The organism is Flavobacterium tructae, assembly GCF_002217475.1.
Classification (GTDB): Bacteria; Bacteroidota; Bacteroidia; order Flavobacteriales; family Flavobacteriaceae; genus Flavobacterium; species Flavobacterium tructae.
Genome location: NZ_MUHH01000010.1, coordinates 26,242 through 45,368, shown reverse-complemented (window position 1 = coordinate 45,368; position 19,127 = coordinate 26,242). Strand labels below are relative to the sequence as shown.

Annotated in this window: 16 protein-coding genes and 1 other RNA gene; 4 read left to right on the top strand and 13 right to left on the bottom strand. The window is 34.7% G+C overall.

What is annotated here, in order from left to right; all coding sequences use genetic code 11:
• Positions 1–58: 58 nt before the first annotated feature.
• Positions 59–1,261 (bottom strand): NAD(P)-dependent oxidoreductase, encoded by a 1,203-nt coding sequence (locus B0A80_RS02515; RefSeq protein WP_089076305.1) that lies wholly within the window; start codon positions 1,259–1,261, stop codon positions 59–61.
• A gap of 240 nt (positions 1,262–1,501) precedes the next feature.
• Between B0A80_RS02515 and B0A80_RS02510 the strand changes: the two genes are divergently transcribed.
• The 3 genes from B0A80_RS02510 to B0A80_RS02500 all read left to right on the top strand — a co-directional run bounded on the left by B0A80_RS02510 (position 1,502) and on the right by B0A80_RS02500 (position 3,950).
• Positions 1,502–2,704, top strand: coding sequence for a serine hydrolase domain-containing protein (locus tag B0A80_RS02510; RefSeq protein ID WP_089076304.1), 1,203 nt, complete (start codon positions 1,502–1,504; stop codon positions 2,702–2,704).
• A 219-nt stretch (positions 2,705–2,923) separates the two neighbouring features.
• Positions 2,924–3,320: a transfer-messenger RNA gene (gene ssrA / locus B0A80_RS02505) on the top strand.
• 222 nt (positions 3,321–3,542) lie between these two features.
• A complete protein-coding gene (locus B0A80_RS02500; RefSeq protein WP_089076303.1) occupies positions 3,543–3,950 on the top strand; it encodes a helix-turn-helix domain-containing protein in 408 nt (135 codons plus the stop codon).
• A 179-nt stretch (positions 3,951–4,129) separates the two neighbouring features.
• On the opposite strand, the gene B0A80_RS02495 is transcribed toward B0A80_RS02500, so the two are convergent.
• The 11 genes from B0A80_RS02495 to B0A80_RS02445 form a co-directional block, all read right to left on the bottom strand.
• Positions 4,130–4,744, bottom strand: a complete 615-nt coding sequence (locus B0A80_RS02495) for a hypothetical protein (RefSeq protein ID WP_089076302.1) — start codon at positions 4,742–4,744, stop codon at positions 4,130–4,132.
• 134 nt (positions 4,745–4,878) lie between these two features.
• Positions 4,879–5,385: a hypothetical protein gene (locus B0A80_RS02490; protein WP_089076301.1), complete on the bottom strand. Its 507-nt coding sequence runs from the start codon at positions 5,383–5,385 to the stop codon at positions 4,879–4,881.
• Positions 5,386–5,824: 439 nt separating this feature from the next.
• The gene (locus B0A80_RS02485) at positions 5,825–6,238 is read right to left on the bottom strand and encodes a type II toxin-antitoxin system HicB family antitoxin (protein WP_089076300.1); all 414 of its coding nucleotides are present in this window, start codon (positions 6,236–6,238) and stop codon (positions 5,825–5,827) included.
• Positions 6,239–6,282: 44 nt separating this feature from the next.
• On the bottom strand, positions 6,283–6,471 hold the full coding sequence (locus tag B0A80_RS02480; RefSeq protein WP_089076299.1) for a type II toxin-antitoxin system HicA family toxin: 189 nt from the start codon (positions 6,469–6,471) through the stop codon (positions 6,283–6,285).
• A 480-nt stretch (positions 6,472–6,951) separates the two neighbouring features.
• On the bottom strand, positions 6,952–7,530 hold the full coding sequence (locus B0A80_RS02475; protein WP_089076298.1) for a DUF4833 domain-containing protein: 579 nt from the start codon (positions 7,528–7,530) through the stop codon (positions 6,952–6,954).
• Positions 7,531–7,548: 18 nt separating this feature from the next.
• Positions 7,549–7,980: a GtrA family protein gene (locus B0A80_RS02470; RefSeq protein WP_089076297.1), complete on the bottom strand. Its 432-nt coding sequence runs from the start codon at positions 7,978–7,980 to the stop codon at positions 7,549–7,551.
• A gap of 1 nt (position 7,981) precedes the next feature.
• Complete coding sequence (locus B0A80_RS02465) at positions 7,982–8,668, bottom strand: CDP-alcohol phosphatidyltransferase family protein (RefSeq protein WP_089076296.1); 687 nt, start codon at positions 8,666–8,668, stop codon at positions 7,982–7,984.
• A 153-nt stretch (positions 8,669–8,821) separates the two neighbouring features.
• Positions 8,822–9,628 (bottom strand): phytanoyl-CoA dioxygenase family protein, encoded by an 807-nt coding sequence (locus B0A80_RS02460; RefSeq protein WP_089076295.1) that lies wholly within the window; start codon positions 9,626–9,628, stop codon positions 8,822–8,824.
• Between the two features lie 230 nt (positions 9,629–9,858).
• Entirely contained in the window at positions 9,859–10,647 is a 789-nt protein-coding gene (locus tag B0A80_RS02455) for an SDR family NAD(P)-dependent oxidoreductase (protein WP_089076294.1), read from the bottom strand.
• A 252-nt stretch (positions 10,648–10,899) separates the two neighbouring features.
• Entirely contained in the window at positions 10,900–11,883 is a 984-nt protein-coding gene (locus B0A80_RS02450) for a hypothetical protein (protein ID WP_070907296.1), read from the bottom strand.
• 245 nt (positions 11,884–12,128) lie between these two features.
• Positions 12,129–12,959, bottom strand: a complete 831-nt coding sequence (locus B0A80_RS02445; protein WP_089076293.1) for a M57 family metalloprotease — start codon at positions 12,957–12,959, stop codon at positions 12,129–12,131.
• Between the two features lie 566 nt (positions 12,960–13,525).
• Here B0A80_RS02445 and B0A80_RS02440 point away from each other — a divergent pair.
• A complete protein-coding gene (locus B0A80_RS02440) occupies positions 13,526–16,240 on the top strand; it encodes a S8 family peptidase (RefSeq protein ID WP_165769211.1) in 2,715 nt (904 codons plus the stop codon).
• 335 nt (positions 16,241–16,575) lie between these two features.
• On the opposite strand, the gene B0A80_RS02435 is transcribed toward B0A80_RS02440, so the two are convergent.
• Complete coding sequence (locus B0A80_RS02435; RefSeq protein WP_089076291.1) at positions 16,576–18,774, bottom strand: alpha-galactosidase; 2,199 nt, start codon at positions 18,772–18,774, stop codon at positions 16,576–16,578.
• Positions 18,775–19,127 lie beyond the last annotated feature (353 nt).

Here is a 19,127-nt window from a genome sequence, read left to right as displayed (position 1 = left end):
AATTTTCTCCTTTTTTTAATAACTTGAAACTTGAAACCTGAAACTTGAAACAAAATTTCTATTTCCCGTCTACATAATCCTGCAGGTAACTAAATCGTTCTGTTAGTTTTCCTTTCTCGGTTATTTTAGCACGTTTTAAGATTCCGTCCTTATCACCATTGAAAAAAGCCGGAATTACATGTTCCATAAATTGCTCTCCGAAACCTTCACTTGCATCTTTCGGAATTTCACACGGTAAATTATCAACCGCCATCACTGCTACTGCCGCGGGATGAAAAAGATCCACTTCTATATCTTCTAAAGGAAAATAACCGTATAAAGGATCGGCAATTGTCGAAGATCTTAACGTACAGGCAATTGGTCCGTTAACATCACAAGAAATGTCGGCAACAACTTTTAACTTACAGTCGTTCGCATTCAGCATTTCACGTGTTAAAATCATCGGTGCTCCCGTCGCATAAAAATGACCTGCGAAATAAATATCCGTTACTTTTGTAAATTTCTCAAAATCAGAAACATACACTTCAGGATGCGCTACAAAATCCTTAAAATCAACCACCTGACCATCAATACGCTTGTTGTATTCTAAAACATCTAACTGTACATAAACAGCCTGCGCATAATTTTTAGTCAAATAATTATCAACTGTTACCTCTTTTACTTTTATAGCATCCAAAATCTCTTTGGCACCACTCCCTACCTTACCCGTTCCGGTAATCACAAATTTCAAAGCGGGCATGGTAATACGCTTCAAATGCTTGATTAGAGCCTCTTTTCCGTCAAGTGTTTCTGCTTTCGGCAGCTTAAACAATTCAAACTTAATCCCAAAAGCACGAATTCCGTTGTAAACACCAACCATTCCGGCATACCTTCCAAAACCAATTAAACGGCGGTTGTGAGCATCAACTATGGTTTCATGATCGTATAAATCAATATTTTTTTCCAAAATAGCCTGTAACAGTTTTCGGTTATAAGGCTGTTTCTTAATGGTATGCGAAAAGAAGAAGTAAGCCTTATTCGGAATCAAATTCTCAACCGGAACTTCTTTTACTCCAAATAATACATCACAATTAGAAACATCTTCCGTAACGGTGATTCCCATACTCTTATATTGTATATCCGAAAAAATCCTGATATCAGAACTTTCTACCTCAACTACTGCTTCGTGGTAAAGCTGTTTGAGTTTTGTAAGTTCATTAGGAGCAAAAACAACTCTGCGGTCCGGCGGGTTTTTTCTTTCTTTTATGATTCCAAATTTCATTTAAACGGGTTTAAAATAATTATTAATATAACTTTTTACATCTTATTTGTTTCAAATATAACAAATTTAGTTAAAATTTTGTTGAAAAAATACAATTTAGAATGTTTAAAAACCGTTAAAAGCTGACAAACAACCAAATAAATAAACAAAATCTTAATTTTTTGTTAAATCATGCTTTTAGAGCATCTCAAAACAGCCAAACATAAATATTGAATTCTATATATTTGTTTTTAAAGAATGATGAAAATGAGCCTCCTTAAAAAAACAAATATACCACAAATACTTTTCCTGTTATTAGTTTTAAGTTCTTGTGGTAATGATAAAAAAACAACCGCCGATACTACCACTACAACAGAAGATACATTACCGAAAATGAAACCGTTAGGTCCTGAAAAAAGAATTTCGCAGGCCTATATCAATTCAGTTGCAGGAAGAATAAATCACTTTTACAATAAAAACTGGCCCAACAATACGATGAACGGAAGTTTTTTGGTCGCCCGAAACGGTCAGATTATTTTCGAACGCTATAATGGTTTTGCCAATAAAAACGAAGGCACCAAAATAACCGCAGAAACTCCTGTTCAGATTGCTTCCGTGAGCAAGGTTCTGACTGCTACTGCTGTTTTAAAACTGGTTAATGCCGGTAAGATCGATTTAGATCAAAAGGTAAATACGATTCTAAAAACCTTTCCGTACGAAGACTGTACTATCAGAATGCTGCTGGACCATCGTACCGGAATGCGCAATTATGCCTATTTTACAGACAGAGACAAATCCGTTTGGGACAGGCACAATCAGCTTACCAATAAAGATATTCTGGACATTTTAGCGACCAAAAACATTGGTTTGGAATCCAGAACCGGAACGCGATTTAGTTATTGCAATACCAACTATGCGATGCTTGCTCTAATTATTGAAAAAATTACGGGCTTAACGTATAAAGATGCCATGCACCAAATGATTTTCAAACCTTTGGGAATGAAACACACCTACGTTTTTGATGATGATAAGGACAGAAAGAAAATTGTTCCTTCTTATAAAGGTAATGGTGTAGAAATTGGTTTTGATTATTTAGACAATGTTTACGGGGACAAAAATATTTTTTCAACAGTGCGAGATCTATTAAAGTTTGACCGCGCCAGAAATTCACCTGATTTTTTAAAACCTGACTTACTGAAACAAGTTTATACCGGATACAGTAATGAGCGTAAAGGAACCAAAAATTACGGATTAGGAATCAGAATGATCAATTGGGAAACCGGACAGAATTTTTATTTCCACAATGGCTGGTGGCACGGCAATACTTCTTCTTATATTACTTTAATGAAAGAACATGTTACCATAATTGCATTGTCGAACAAAATGACCCGAAATACCTACGCGGTTCGCAAACTGGCACCGATTTTTGGAGATTACCCGTTTAACTTCAAGGATGAAGAGTAATACAGATAGTCGTAAAGTCGAAAGTCGAAAGTCGTAAAGCAGTTGCAATATTGACTTTGATCTTTTTTAAACACCATCAATTGTGCGAAAACAAGAAGTAAGCGTTTGACTTTAAAAACTTTACAACATTCGACTTTAGACTAAATTGAATAATACAATTTTCTGAAAAATTTATTACAAAACTAACTGCAAATAGTATAAATTTGCAAACTCATTTTTGGGGTCGACTGGTTTTGACAGCAAGTCGAATTGAAAAGTAAGCACGTCGAGCATTGAGACCTTGCTCGTAAATATAAGATCTTACAATTTTACACGGCGAAAATAACTACGCTTTAGCTGCATAATCCGAATTATAGTAAGATTGCGCCACGTTCCTACAAGGTAGGAAAGCTGGATTCTCCTTGAAAGCCTTGGTTTGTGGCGGTCAGTACAGGGGAACCGTAAAAATAAACCTAGATTTCCATGAGCTTCGGGTGGATATCGAAATTAAGAAGATAAGTGTTGAGTGGTTGTTCCTGACCTAGCTTAACATCGAAAATCCAATCAGGAAATAAACGTGTAGAAAGCTCTTTAGTTGCTTGTTTGGACCCGGGTTCGATTCCCGGCGACTCCACAAAAAAATCGCAATAATCTAAACTTAGATCATTGCGATTTTTTGTTTATAAGGACTTTTCGAAGAGCGGGGATTCTACTTTCTCAAAAGGATAGCCTATTCAAAAAACAGACATAATATCTGACAAAAAAGAATGTTTTACTGGATATTTTTTTATCTTTGAAATTCAGGGTTTTTAATCAAAATCGCTTTATCTTTGAGCTTTTAGAAATATTGATACGCATTATGGAACAGAAAATACATCAGGGAAGAAACGTAAAACGCTTCAGAGAAATGCTCAACATCAAGCAGGAAGCATTGGCTTATGATCTGGGCGCAGACTGGAACCAAAAGAAAATTTCTATGCTCGAGCAAAAAGATGTAATTGAAGACAACCTCCTGAAACAAATTTCAGCGGTATTAAAAATTCCTGTTGAAGCTTTTCAGAATTTTGATGAGGAACAGGCGATAAATGTTATTTCTAATACTTTTGATAATGGAGCTTTCTTCAATACAGGACATAGTCCAACATTTAATGTTAACCCTATCGAGAAATTGATCCAACTTCATGAAGAGAAAATTGCGTTATACGAGCGTATGTTGAAAGAGAAAGATGAAATGATGGTAAGGCTTGAGAAATTGATTAATAGATAATTATTTATAAGGATATATAATAACAAAAAGAGACTTGAAAGTCTCTTTTTTGTTTTATGAATATTATTTACGGGTATGAAGCCAGGAGATGCTCGTCTTTTCATAAGAACACTTCGAAGAGCGGGTGAATTTACTACAAAATTCGCAACTTCACCAAATGACTATGACGCATAGTTCATTTAAAAATTATTTAAGTCCTCATTCTGTTTGTTTTTCAAAGCTATTTTTTCAATTCTATCATCAATCCAACTTTCGATATTCTCTTTTAGTTCAATATTAAATGCATCAATCTCTGCATTCATAGTTTTGACAATATTGTTTATTTCATCGTGTAACTCAATCATAAAATCCCGAACTTCCTTTTTTACTTCGTCGGATAGATTTTCATTAGCATAGTGTGTTTGATAATATATATGAAGTTTATCACTTCCTACCGAAAAATCAACATTTTTGTTAAAAGTGACTCCTTTTGGCAGATAATTTAACAAGCTGTCTTTCACAGGCTTCTTATAACTATACCTAACACGTGCCAATGGATATTTTTCTCCTCGTCTTACATCATAACCCGCTGGAAAGTGTTCAGCTGGGATTGGAATCATTTGAACGTCACTTGTTCTGTCTTCTAAATTGATTTGTAGATGTTCTATTTTTTCGTCTCGCATAAATAATTCTATTAGTTTTTCTTTTGGAAAACTAAAAAATTCTTCATCTGATCTATATCTTACTGATGCTTCAGTTCTCTGCTTTGCAGCATTAAATAAGTTTACTAATGGTTGTTGTTTGAATAGTGTCATAAAAAATTAAGTTTTTGTGAAATTACCAAAAAAAATTAGGATTACGCATCTTTATAGATTATGCATAACGGCTAGTCGCTTAGCCAGATTTTCAAATTCGCAACCTCCTCAAACTGCTGGGTTATGTCCTTTGCCTATTTTTTTTTGTTTTTTATCATTCCATGCTCCCAAGTATATTCAAAACCAAATATCTTCCCTTGCATTCTTAATTCTTCTAAAGTTCCAGAGTTCGAATCAGGTTTGGCAGTAAATTGAATATCTGTAGTTGAACCACTTGCTGAAATTTTTGCAAGTTGAATGTTATTTAGTGTTTCAGTTCTTCCACTAAAGTCTGCGTGATGAAATATTCCAAATAGTGACGATTGTGTTGAGCCACTTTCATATAATTCGAAATATGGTTCTTGGTCTATTTCCTGTCCGTCTAATCTAAAATAGTTCGCGAAATACATAATTGTATTGTCAGTGCTGCCAGAAGCTCCAATAACCACTGAATTTATACCTGTCATACCAGAAGGAACAATACCCAGTGTATATGCATCGGCTCCATTAATAACTCGATATTCCATTGGTGGACATATTTCATTCCATTCATCTTTGTCTAACTTTGCTTTGAAGCCTTTACTAAATTGATTTTTTGCCATAAGTATTTATTTCAATTATAAGAAATTTGAAGTTAAAAATAAATAGTATTTTTTAGCGTCTTAGTCGTGTAGCCTATAACTTACTTGTACCTACCATAAAATAACTTCAATAGAATTAGTCTAGCTTACTATATGTCTCAGCTTAAATTTCTTCCCCTCGAATATAGGAAATATCTTCATTAGTTTAGCACTATTATAGAGATAAAATGTACTAATTATTTATATAATACATTTTCAAATTAAACCCCGCTCTCCTAAGTGCTCTTCTTTACGCTGCGCAAATGTCACGCTACGCAAAGTTGTTAAAGAAGTAAATCGCAAACAAATTTTAGAAAAATCTCCCAATTTTTAAGTAAAGTTAAAAAATAAAAAACCCCTCTATTGAGGGGTTTTATTGTAATAAAAAAGTTCTAGAAACATTGTCTAGTCTTGTCAAACTTTATACCAATGTTAAATCACTAAGTTCATCGGCTAATTTGTGCAAGCCTTTAGAAATTCGCTCCATTTTATCTCCCGATAAAGGTGCTAATCCCTTGGTGTATTGTCGGAACAAACTTTGATTTATTTCTGCATAGTGTTCTGCAAATGCAGATTTATTGATTACATTAAAATAATCAAACACTTGCTCTAAATCAATTTCATAGGAAATACTAAAATCTCCTATTGTAACGATTTCTCCTTGTTCTTGTAGATATTCTACATGATATTGAAGGACTTCGCTAAAATTTTGTTTTAACTCAGATATACTACTCCCGACTGTAGCTAATCCAACTATTTCTTTTGCATAAGCAGAAAAACCAGTAGGTGTTTTTTCAATTATGGCTGTTATTTTGTGATTGGATAAGTTTTTCATAATATTTAATAAATGTTTTTCTCGGTTTTTTAAAAGCAACAGAACTATTTAAGTCCTGCTGCTTTTAAGATACTGGTTAATGTACCATTTGCCAATTCTTTACTACCATGTCTCGGTATGGTTAGTTGATTCGGCTTGGTTAAGTGTCTGTATAAATCATGATTTGCACCATTTCTATGCAGATACCAACCATCTTTCTTGAGTATTTTTAATAACTCGCTGACTGATGCCATTCTATTGGTATTTAAGTTAGACAAAATGTAAAAGAACTTAGGGCTATTGTTTTATTACATTACAAATATATAACAATTTTGTTATATAACAAAATTGTTATATCTATTTTTAAATAAAAAAAGCGTTCCATTTAAAGACCGCTTTTTCAAATAACCAAACTAAATACTACTTCTTTTTTTCAATTTTTATTGCTCCCCGCTCTCCGAGGTCTTCTACTTTACGCTGCGCAAATGTCTCTGACTTTGCGCCATTTCAAACAAATATAATTGAAAAACAGAAACTTCATAAAGTCTCTGGCTTTAAAAATAACTTTCTTAGAATATTCCTCTGCATGCAAAAAAATTCACGACAATAAATACGAACTAAAGGTAAAAAGTCGGGAGACTTTTATCTCGTTTATTATTTCTAAGGAACAAAAAAACGCAAAGTCAGAGACATTTGCGCAGCTTTCATGAGAACACTCAGACAATGAGCGTGTCTTATTTTAGCAACATCCTTTCGGTAATTGTTTTATTGGAAAGCGTCTCAATTCCGGTAACTTCTGCATACTTTACGTTGGGTAACCAAAAAGAACCTCCTTCAATGCGTACAAATATTTTTTCTACCTGTATTTTTTTCTGGTTTACATTTGCGAAAACATGATATTTTTGATCCGCCTCTATCTTCTTTAAGGTTAAGGCCAACTTTTTATACGACACAAATTTAAACTCAAACTCTTCATTTTCCAGCGTTTTAGTTTCTATTCCGTACGCAAATTTACGCTGTAAATAATTGAAATCTTTTTTTTCTCCTTTCTCAGCATATCGAATCCAATAGGCTTTTATGGGATGGCTTTTGTTTATCTTTCCATTTTCCTGGTAGTTTATGGCATAAATAGCCGTGTTTATATTGGGATCTCGCTGAATATAGAATAGCATATTATCTACATTCTTAGGCGTTGGGAAATTTAATGGCGATGGATTTTTGGATTGTGCCACTAGATTTCCTGAAATTATATACACTAAGATCGTTATAACGATCAGTGATTTTGAAAAATCTTTAAAAGATAATTGATTCATAAAAAAAACATTTATATACTAATTTGATTCGGCTATGTTCTGCTTTTTATTTGCTCTAAAAACCCAATACTTAATCAGTGGATAATTAAATCCGTAAGAGACAAAACTATCTGTGATTAATCTTCCAATTCTATAATCGATTTGAAATACTTTCTGAAAAATAAGGGTACCAAATGATTTTAAGGAAATACTCCCTAATACCACCAACGCAAACTTAAAAAGCTGACTGTTGATGCGGCTGCTATAACCCGACTGATTTTTAAACACCCAAAATCTATTGATGCTGAAATTGATAACTGCGCCAACGGTTCCGGAGATCAGAATAGAAAAGGCAAAATGCAATTGAAATACTTCTGTTAATAAAATCATCAGACCATAATCGGTAATACCGCCTAAAAATGCAGCGACTTGTGCTTGCAGAAAAGTAAAAATAGATTTTTTACTGAACATATCAGTCCTGGTTTTTATCTCTTAAATCACCCAATTTTAAAAGTCTTACACTATCTATAGTATTAATTACAAACAATATAATAGTAATTAAGCCTGCCAAATAGGTGATTGATCCATGAAATAAAATTTCTATAATTAAAATTAAAGCAATAATAAATCGAAGCTCGGTTGGGCCAACAAAACCGGAATCGATACTGTATTCATTTGTAATTTTATAGCGTAACTGACTGATGATGATAGACCAACCGTACAAGGCGACAAAAGCAAAGGCTACTATTTGTGTACCATTTTTAGCATAAATGTAGTAGCCAAAACCTATAAATACAATACCAATCCAATCGGCAATAATATCGAGTGCAAAACCATACCAACGGCGTGGAATATTTCTATAATAGGCCAATCTTCCATCTAAGGAATCCCCTAGCCAATTTATAATCAATCCAAAAATAGCCAAAAGCAAATACCAATCGGTTAGGTAAGCCCCTAAAACAAAGGCTAAAAAAATCAATCCCGAACCAAGTGTTCCAATTAAAGTGAGTACGTTTGGTGAAATGAATTCAGGTACCTTTGGAAGTAAAAATACAATCGTTGACTGTTCTGCTTTTTTTAAAATATTAGTTCGCTTACGGTCTGAAAATGCTCTTTGTACAATTGCACTATATGCTTCAACTTGTGTTTCTTTTCCCATTAATAGCGCAATATTTGTAAGCCTGAGAGTATCGCTAATTCCAGTTTAACCATTTTTAATTTTACTTTTCTTGGCGCATTTTTAAAAAAATCAGCAGTTCTTTTTAGCTTACCTGATCTAACCAGATAACTAAATGCGAGGACAAACAACATACTACTTAACAATTCCCGCAAAACGTTGATAAAAAACCGTTGGGCTATTCTCGTTTTTAGGAGCGTATTTTCCTGCTATAATTGGAACATAAATAACTCTCCTTCTACTCTCTTCGCCACGGATAGAGGATTCTGCCACTCTGTGCCACAAACGGCCATCGTGAATGGTTAAATCTCCTGCCTCCGGAATGATGGAAACTTCCTCGGAATCGGCGTTATGATCTAAAAAGTATTTTTTACGAAAAAGCATTTGGTAAATACTTTGCTTATGAGTACCCGGAATGATTTTAAGACCTCCGTTTTCGGGTTTCAAAGTGCTTAAGTGAATGCCCACATTTAACATCGGGTTTAGTTTTGCACCATAAAAAATATCTCTCAAACCATCTGTATGCCAGCCCATTTTAGTAAACTTACTTTCCGGCCCATTGATATAATGATTGAAAACCATTCCGTCTTTTTCTTCAGTACCTAATCTTGCGTCATCGCCTGCTAATTGCAGTAAACTATTAAATCTTGGATCCAATAAAAGACCGCTTAAGGTTTGGTGATGCTGATTGATAAAAGCAAAACGCTGTACAATAGGAGAACCATCCAAATCTTTTCCGTATTTAATTGGAACACCATTTATCTTTTTAAGATCATTGTCAATCCATTTTTGCTGTACTTGTTTTGAGGCATCGATAATTGATGAAACCGTTTCCGGATTTATAAATTTTTTGAAATGGATAAAGCCATATTCGTTAAAAAAATCAATTTGCTCAGCAGTTAATTGTTCTGTAAGGGTAAAGGTTTTATAAGAAGATACCATGATAAATATATTTAATAAATGAAATAATAGTGTTTGTAATTTTATCTAAAAGATTAGCGACAGCAACAACAGCGACACATTCGCATGTTGTTTACTTGCATTCGTTCTTTCGGAAAACTAAACATATTTCTTCTATTAGACATACTCTATAGAATTAGTAGATATTAAAACGAAGATAATAATATTTTATCTTTTGCAAAGCATATTTTCTTACTTTTTTTGAAAAAAAATTAAATTTTATAAATTCCTGCGGCCGTTTTTTCGATAAATCCCTTTGGCAGCAAGCGGTTGGCGTAAACCGAAATGACATTTGTAAAACCCGGAATAACTTCTGATTTTTTGCTGAACATGGCTTTTACGGCCATTTTTGCAACTTCACCAGGCTGCATATTGAACTTTTCAGCCATTTTGTTAAAAGGATTTAAACCCGCTCTTGCAGCAAAACCGGTATCAACCGGACCCGGGCTAAAACAAGTTACTGAAATTGAACTTTTACCGAGTTCGAAACGCAAGGCACGGGTAAACGATAAAACAAAAGCCTTTGTAGCGGAATAAACCGCCAGCGTAGGCACCGCCTGATAGGCAGCAGTACTCGATATATTTAAAATGTAGGCTTGTTTTTCCTGTGAAAGTATGGGCACTAATAAATGTGAAAGCTCTACAATTACATTCATATTAAGCTGCATCATGCCAAGCTGATCGGTCAGCGAAGACTCACTAAAATTGCCCCACACGCCATAACCGGCATTGTTAACTAAAACACCAACCGGATAATTATTCATTTTTATCCAATTGGCAACTGTTAGCGATGCACCTGCCAATGAAAGATCAATTGCCAAAATTGGAGCGTTGATACCGTATGTAAGCTGAAGATCATCAGATAGTGCTTTTAATTCCTCTTCTCCTCTTGCCACTAACAATAGCGGATAACCTTGTTTAGCCAATTCATAAACAATCGATTTTCCAATACCTTTGCTGGCACCGGTCACTAAGGCATACGGTTTAATTTTTTCGCTCATTTTATTCATTTAATTTTCAAATATAAAAATTAATTATTCCCAACGGATTAATTCTTACCTATTAACTCATAAGATAAAGAATACAATCCCCGCTTTCTCTAAAACTATTCTTTTGATATTCTGCCAACTTTTATGGAAACAACTAGCATTTCAAAAATAGGTATCGGTTGTTCAATCGTAACTCCGATGGCTCCACAAAAAAAGGAAGATATTGAATACCTTCCTTTTTTAAATGTCATTTTTTTCAATAACCTAAAGATGTTTTCTAACATAGTTGATAATATCCTTAATTATCTCGTCTACGGCATTTTCTTCAGGGCTAAATTTGCTTCCGTCAAAATATCTGGCATCAGTACCATTTCCTGTTGGAGAGCAATGATGTACATCAATAGAGTTTCTCCAAAATTCAGCATGATTTTTCCACTCCTCCTTATTGACCAAAGCGGGTTCTGTGAACCAGAGATTCCATGACAAGGTATTTCCCGGCTGAAGCATATTTCCTGAACCAATATTAAAAGCTTTCATAATTAATTGGTTAAAATCATCAACTACTTTATCTTTTGTCAGCTTAATATCTCCAATTTCAACGGCAAGATAAGCGGTAGCAAATGCTTTACCCTCATGTAATGCAAACGGAGGATTTTCAAATTCAGGATTTAATCCGTGGATCACTTCAAAGATGGGCTGATCAGGATCATTCTGCTTGTGTGTAGTAACTCTTATGGCATTATCTTTATTCAATGGAAATTTTGGAAAACTATATTCCAATAGCGGCCAAATCTCTTTTATCTTATCACCTTGTTGTTCATTAGGTGTTAGCCAAATTTTACCTTCAACAGTCATGTCTATGGCGATCTCTTTTGTTACTTCGTTCACCCAGCCTCTTTGTCCGGTAACCGTAACCTCAACATTGATACAAATTTCATCTTTAAGCCAGACTCCCTGTTGAGGGCAGATAACAGAATATACTCTTCCTTCATCAGTATAACCCGCTCTGGAAATGTAAGGCGCAAATTGTTGGTAACATCTCCTTTTATTAGGACTGTCTTTTTGGGTTTCCCAACTAAACTCAGGCCATCTTACACCAAGTTGGCGTTGTAAAAAACTAATATTATCCATATTACTTAACATCGGTAATGAGGAAAGATCCCGGGTTGGATACAACATAGGTGAACCTGCTGGTGGAAATCCACCAACCCATCCTATTGGAATGGGTGAATTTTCATTGTTTTGCATGATTTGTCGATTATTAGGGTTTAAGTAATAAATCTAGTACAAAATACAATCTTACAGCTACGTAGAATTACCCGTTTTACTTTTAATGTACTGTTTTAAATTATCCAAAAAAAGTCAGGATGGATACAAGGTATTTAATCGTCCCATCCATCATAAAAAAGTAAGCAGTTACTAAAAACAAAGTGAGGCTGCTCCAATTACGGAACAGCCTCGAATATTTTGCAAAGAACGCCTTAATTCAACTTCTAATATAGATAGTTCAGAGCAGTAATGTCATTACTATTGAAAGCTCCTGTTTCATTTGAGCTGAAACAAGCTCTCATGTATGAAGTTGAATCGTATCCTGTAGGAGTTCCCGGAATATGAATTGCTCCAACACCAGCAGCTCCTTCGTTTGAATTTTGTCCACAGCTTTGACGGCTAAAATAGTCTGTATGACGTAAACCAATACAGTGACCAATTTCGTGTGCTGCTACGTGAGCGTTTACATTCACAGAATAAGTATCTAATCCAGAATACAATGTAACTGAGTTATAAGGATTTCCTCCAGTAGGGAATCCGGCTACTCCACCGGCACCTCCGGATTGTCTTCTTACTACTATGTTTGCACCTGTAGTACTTGATCCGAAAGTTAGTGTAAAGTTAATCGTCAATCCTAAACTATTATATCTGTTTACTGCTGCACGTAATCCGGCTTGCATATTAGCAGAAAGAGCTGTTGTACCTGTTCCGGTCAATCCAACAATTTTAATAGTTCTTGGAGCACCTACTAAATTAGTAGTACGGTATTGCTCTGAAGTGATACCTCCATGAAGATCCATTTGTTTCAATTGTGCTTCAGTGATGATGATGTCACCTTCAACCAGGTAAGCATCTTCAGTGGTACCGTCTAATTTGGTATTTTTAATTACCTGAACATCATTAGTGTTCAATGCAAGTGAGTTAATTTTATCTAACACATCTTGTGATACTGTTAGAGCTTCTTTGTTTGGTTGAGTTACCTCATCCTCTTTATTACAAGACAATAGCGATAGCGCTATACACGACAAAAGTAAGGTTGTTTTAATTGTTTTCATTTAAAAGTGTTTTGGTTAGTTAAATAAGTTGATATTTTTAGGGTCTTTACAAAATATTACTACTTTATTGTCAAAACTACATAGATTTAGTATTAAAATACTTATAAAAACAATAATTTAACAAATTAAATGTATTTTGTTAAATTATTTCCCTATTTTTTATGCGGTAATCGCATAAAATTCACTATGAGCCCAATAAAAACAAGCAATCGATTACAAATCAACGTATTACTCTAAAACAATTCCTTCAAAATTATTAATTTTAGATTTCGTATACTTCGCGGGTGAAAACGAATCTGATAACTTTCAACAGCTTTGAAATACAACTGAAAACTCTTAAAAGTGGACTTAACCTTCTAAAATCACGAATTCCGAACGAAATAAAAAGGAATAAAATTTTTACAAATATTTTGATAACTTTGATTTTTTAGCGGCGATATTTAATTCAATTAGAAGTGTTTAAAAAAGATTTCTATCTTAAACTAAAAAGTAATATATCGCTAAAAAAGGCGGTTTTATCAAAATATTGATCAAAATGGCTGCAATTGCCCTAACACCTACAATAAATGAAGATAAAAATTACGTTTTTCCTTTTTATAGTAACGACAATCTGTTTGTCGCAAAACTCCAAAAAATGGGAACAATACTTAAAGAAAGAAAGCGATGGAACATTTGAAAAATACTCTCTTACCCCTATAGAAAATGCACATCGCAATCAGTATACTATTGTAAAAAAATTAGATGCTACCTATTGTATTGTTGAAAATAAAAGTTCAAAATACAATCGATCGTTGAAAGAGATACTTCCCGTTAATAATCTTTGGAAATTACCATCGGATTTTTCAAATCATCGAGAACGCAAAAAATACATCATAGCCACTGATGCCATTGAATCATTGCTTGCTGATTTGAAGCTGGCGAACATTTCTGTTGTTAAAATACTTGATGATCATCTTGTAATCCTGGAAAGTGATTCCAAAACGATTCTTGATAAGATTATTCCCTTGAGCAGCGTCAGGGCTGTTTCACAAGAAGCGCTTCAACCTGAAAGCGAGTCTAAAATAGCAGATCAAAACTTTACACTCAATGCCATAAATAAAGCGCTTATTAATTTTCCTCTTCTCACAGGTGAAAATCAAATTGCCTCTATCAAAGATGAGCTTTTTGACCTAAAAGATGTTGATCTCTTCCATAAACATATTCCTTCCTCAACACAGTCTTCGACGGTATCAAGCCACGCAACTGCCATGGCCACTATAGTTTCGGGATTGGGGAATAGCTCTGTTTTAGGAAAAGGGGTCGCCATAAAAGCAAAATTGCAATCGTCTGACTTTTTGAATCTCTACCCCGACGAAATAGCAACTTTACAAGGTGCCACCACTCAAAATCATTCTTACGGTACAGTGATTGAGAATTTTTATGGTTCACTCGCAAATGCTTACGACAATCAATTGACCTTAAATCCCGACTTGACTCATTGTTTTTCATCCGGTAATAAAGGATTGGAGGGCTATAAATCTATTACCGGTAATTTCAAACAATCTAAAAACAGTATTGCCTTTGGCTGTATAGATCAGAATGAGGTCATCCTGTCTTTTTCGTCAAAGGGTCCTGCTTATGATGGCAGAATAAAACCGGAGTTAGTCGCTTACAGCTCGCAAGGGACATCAAATTCTACCGCATTGGCCACAGGGATTATCACTCTTATGAAGCAACAATATAAAACGATACACAATACTGCTTTGTCTAATGCCTTAACCAAAGCCATTCTAATTAATAGTGCAAAAGATTTGGGTAACGCCGGTCCTGATTTCACCTATGGTTATGGCAACATCAATGCTGATAAATGTCTGAAAACGATTAGTGAAAACAGATTTATAACCGATAAATTGGCTTCCGGTCAAACGAACTCACATACCATTACAGTTCCTGCTAATGCGAAAAACTTAAAAATAACATTAGTCTGGAACGACTTACCCGCAGCTATCAACAGTAATATAAGTTTGGTAAACGATTTAGATCTCGAAGTTATTTCGGCCGATCCTACTACTTTTTTACCCTGGGTTCTGAATCCTGAAAATCCTCAGCAACCTGCCACTAAAGGAAAAGATAAACTGAATACTATCGAACAGGTATCGATTGAAAACCCTACATCCGGATCCTATACTATTGCTATTAACGGCGTATACGTCTCAAATGCTTCTCAGGATTACAGTATCGCCTATGAATATGAAACGAAAAATGGTTTTGAATGGAATTATCCAGTTGTTAATGATAATTTTCCTTACGATGGGAAAATAATTTCTCCTTTCAAATGGAGTTCTTCCTTTTCCGGTACCTCTGGTCAATTATCGATCAGTTATAATGATGGTCAAACCTGGGAAATTATAGCAAATAGTATCAATCTGGATAGTGAGCAGTTTAATTATACTCCTGCAGAGAAAAAATTCTCGAAAGCAAAACTGAAAATGACCATTGGCAATACAGATTACGTTTCGGATCCCTTTACGGTTTCTTATGATTTAAACATTAGAACCAGTTTAGTATGCGATGGCACAACAGAAATTAATTGGGACAAACCTGCGGATGTCGCTTCGTTTAAAATTTATCAATTGACCAATGACCGTTTAGAGTTTAAAGAACAAATAACGAACAACAATTATGTCTATACTGACGCGAAAATTTATACGGTTACTCCTGTGATAAATGATAGTGAAGGAATAAAAAGCGAGTCGACCTTACAGTATGATCAAAACTCAAATTGCTACTTTGAATTGGCTTCAGCAGAAGTTTTCGAAGAAGATCAAATAAAGATAAGTGTCAGTGTTTTTAGCTTATACAACATCAAAAGAATAGATTTAGTGAAGATTAATAATTCAGCTGAAAGTGTGATCAGTACTCTAAACGACATCCAATCAAAAACACTTTCTTTTCTGGATACAACTCCAATAAAAGGCAATAATAAATATAAAATCAATATACTATTAGGGAGCAATACTACCGTAAGCTCCCAAATTATTGATGCTAACTATCTAGGTGATGATTTGTTTTTGATTTACCCAACCCTACTAAGCAAAAATGAAGAATTAAATATTGAAGCCAAAAAAGAGGAAGCTGCTACTTTTTATCTCTACAATGTTAGCGGACAAAATATTGTTACTTCTTCGTTTCTTTCTAAAATCAATAGTATCAATTTAAAAAATACGCCTTCAGGAATTTATCTCTATAAAATAATAACAAGTTCGGGCGGGGTACAAACGGGAAAGATTGCGGTTTTTTAAACTGCTTCCTTATAATCTATGATGCTTTTTTACATTTGATAGTCAAACCCGACAGGTTATAAAAACCTGTCGGGTTTAAATGTTTCTATGTCTAAGATTTTTTTTCACACGCAGATCTTACAGATTGCTTCGCCTGTTCGCTATCGCTCGAGTCTGCAGATTTTCGAATCTTTTTAATCCGCTAATCTGTGGCTATTACTTTTCAAAACACCCAACTGGTTATAATTATTCATTTGAAGCTATTTCCTTTCTGCTTCACTATTAAAATAAAAAAGCCCTTCAAAATGGAGATTTTCCATCGAAAGGCTTTTCGTCTATACAAAAAACTAATTTAACTACAATTCAGTAATTTCGAGAACAACGCTGGTTTCGACCTTAGACGAAGAAACCCGTAAACCAACATTCATTAAATAATCTCCCGTAAAAGATTCTCCGGATTCTTCGACTGATTTCTTTGCCTCGGGCATTAGGTTTATTTCTTCTACTTTATAAGTTTTATTTGGATCTAAACCTTGAAAACGAACCGGATTATATTGTGGATCATAAAGTGGATGAAGCGTGTAGGAGAACAAAACCGCTTTACTTTTCGACTCGTTCACATACATCAATACCGCACGGCTTTCCTCATAAGGAGAAATCATTCGGTACAGGTCACCGTGCCAAATTACCGGACTCAATCGTTTATAATTAACTACGGCTTCCTGGCAATATTTCAATTCTTTTTCTTTCAGTTCTTTTACATTAATATCAAAACCTAATTTACCCATCATCGCCACATCGGTCTTGAATTTAATGGATTGATTTCCCCAGGAAGTTACATGGTTACAAATTGAAAAGGCCGGAAAAAACTGCGAATATCCCCATTGTATGAATACTCTGTTGAAAGGATCGGTATTGTCGCTTGCCCAAAACTCTGTAAAATATTGAAGTAATCCGTAATCGGTTCTGCCTCCTCCTCCGGCACAAAGCATCATGGGTAAATTTGGATATTTCGTTTTAATGCGGTCCAAAACTTTATACAAACCTCTGGTGTATTCAATAAACAAATGTGACTGCTGATTTTTCAGATAGGCAGAATAAGCATTAGTCATCATTCTGTTGCAATCCCATTTAAAGAAAGCTACCCCCTGTTTTGTCTGCATAATATCGTCTACTGTTTTGAATACGAAATCCTGCACCTGCGGATTACATAAATCTAAAACCAATTGGGTACGGTAATAACTTTCCGGTCGATTAGGCAATTTCAATACCCAATCCGGATGTTTCTCGTACAATTCACTTTTCGGATTCACCATTTCGGGTTCGATCCAAATTCCGAACTTTATTCCCGTTTTTTCAGCCTCCTGCATCAGGAAACCAATACCATTTGGCAGCTTTGTTTTGGTAGCCTGCCAATCTCCAAGCCCTGATTTATCGCCGCTTCTTGGATATTTATTTCCAAACCAGCCATCATCCAGCAAGAACATGTCAACGCCCAACGTTTTGGAATCGGCAAACATGTCGGTCAATTTCTTTTCATCAAAATTGAAGAAGGTTGTTTCCCAATTGTTCAATAAGGTCAGACGGGATTTTTCTCCATCTTTCACTCCGTATTTTTTGGCCCATGAATGAAGGTTTCTACTGGCCTGCCCTTTTCCTTTATTCGAAAAAGTATAAATAAAAGACGGCGTTGTGAATACTTTTCCCGGCTGAAGATTATACTCAGAAGCAAACGGATTGATTCCGGAGCTGATTCGAAGCGAATTTTTATTGTCCAATTCAAAAGCAAACTTAAAATTTCCGGACCAAGCAATCGTTCCCGCCACAAGTTCACCCGAATTTTCATTGGCTTTAGCATTTAGAGACAGAAAGAAAACCGGTGTTTGATACATATTTGTACGGACCCCTAATTTCGAGTCAATTACTTTCGTACCACTCGTTAATTCACTTTCCTGCATGCGAGCTTCTTTAGCCCAGTCTCCGTGAAATTGAGTCAGCCAATAATGATCGGCATCAAAATGCAACATTGATGACGCATAATTGTACAGCATAACCGGTTTCTTTTCATGGTGTACAATTTCAGTCCATTGTTCTATCGTATTCTCGTTATAAAAAGCCTTATAATGCAGTGTAACTTCTACCGGATATACAGGATCTTTAAGTTTGATAATAGTTTCGGTAGTGTTAGCATCTAATTTTTGTGTACTATGGTTTACATAGTTTAATTCCAGAGAGGGATTACCGTCATTATGAGTCATTCGAATTGCGGGTTCAAACAAATTCTCTGTTCCAAAAGTCGGGTAAGCCTGATGCCTTAAATTAACCAGCGGATTTCCGTCGTTAACCACAAATGTTTTGGTACTCTCTTTCGAAACCGCATTGTATCCTGAATTATCTCTTAGTTTCGTCCCTAAATAAGACTGATAAAGCAAACCGTTCTTTCCTACCTTTAAAATCAAAGCCGTATTTTGAGTTTCGATCTGAATTTGTTCCTCCTGCGCATTAACTTTACAAAACAGAAATGTAAAGACTAATAGAAATAGTATTTTTTTCATAAAAAGGGTTCAATAATAGTAAATGGTTGGTTTTTATGGTTGGTTTTTATGGTTGGTTTGTGGTATTCTTTATTTTATTCCTTTAATCTAAAATGAGTTTCAAAAGTATAACAATCAAGCATCCGTACACACCGGTACCTACCAGTTTGTTCTGATCTATTCCAAAAAGCATTTTTCTTAAACAACATTATACCAATAATTATAATACTATATTACCTTGTTTTTATTCTATAAAAGACCATTACTATTAATAAAGTAAAAAATCTAATGAAATATCATTTTATACTCTTCGAAGCAAAACCTATATTTCTCCTATCTCGAAAAGTGGATTTTTCAAACCCGGAAAAGAACCT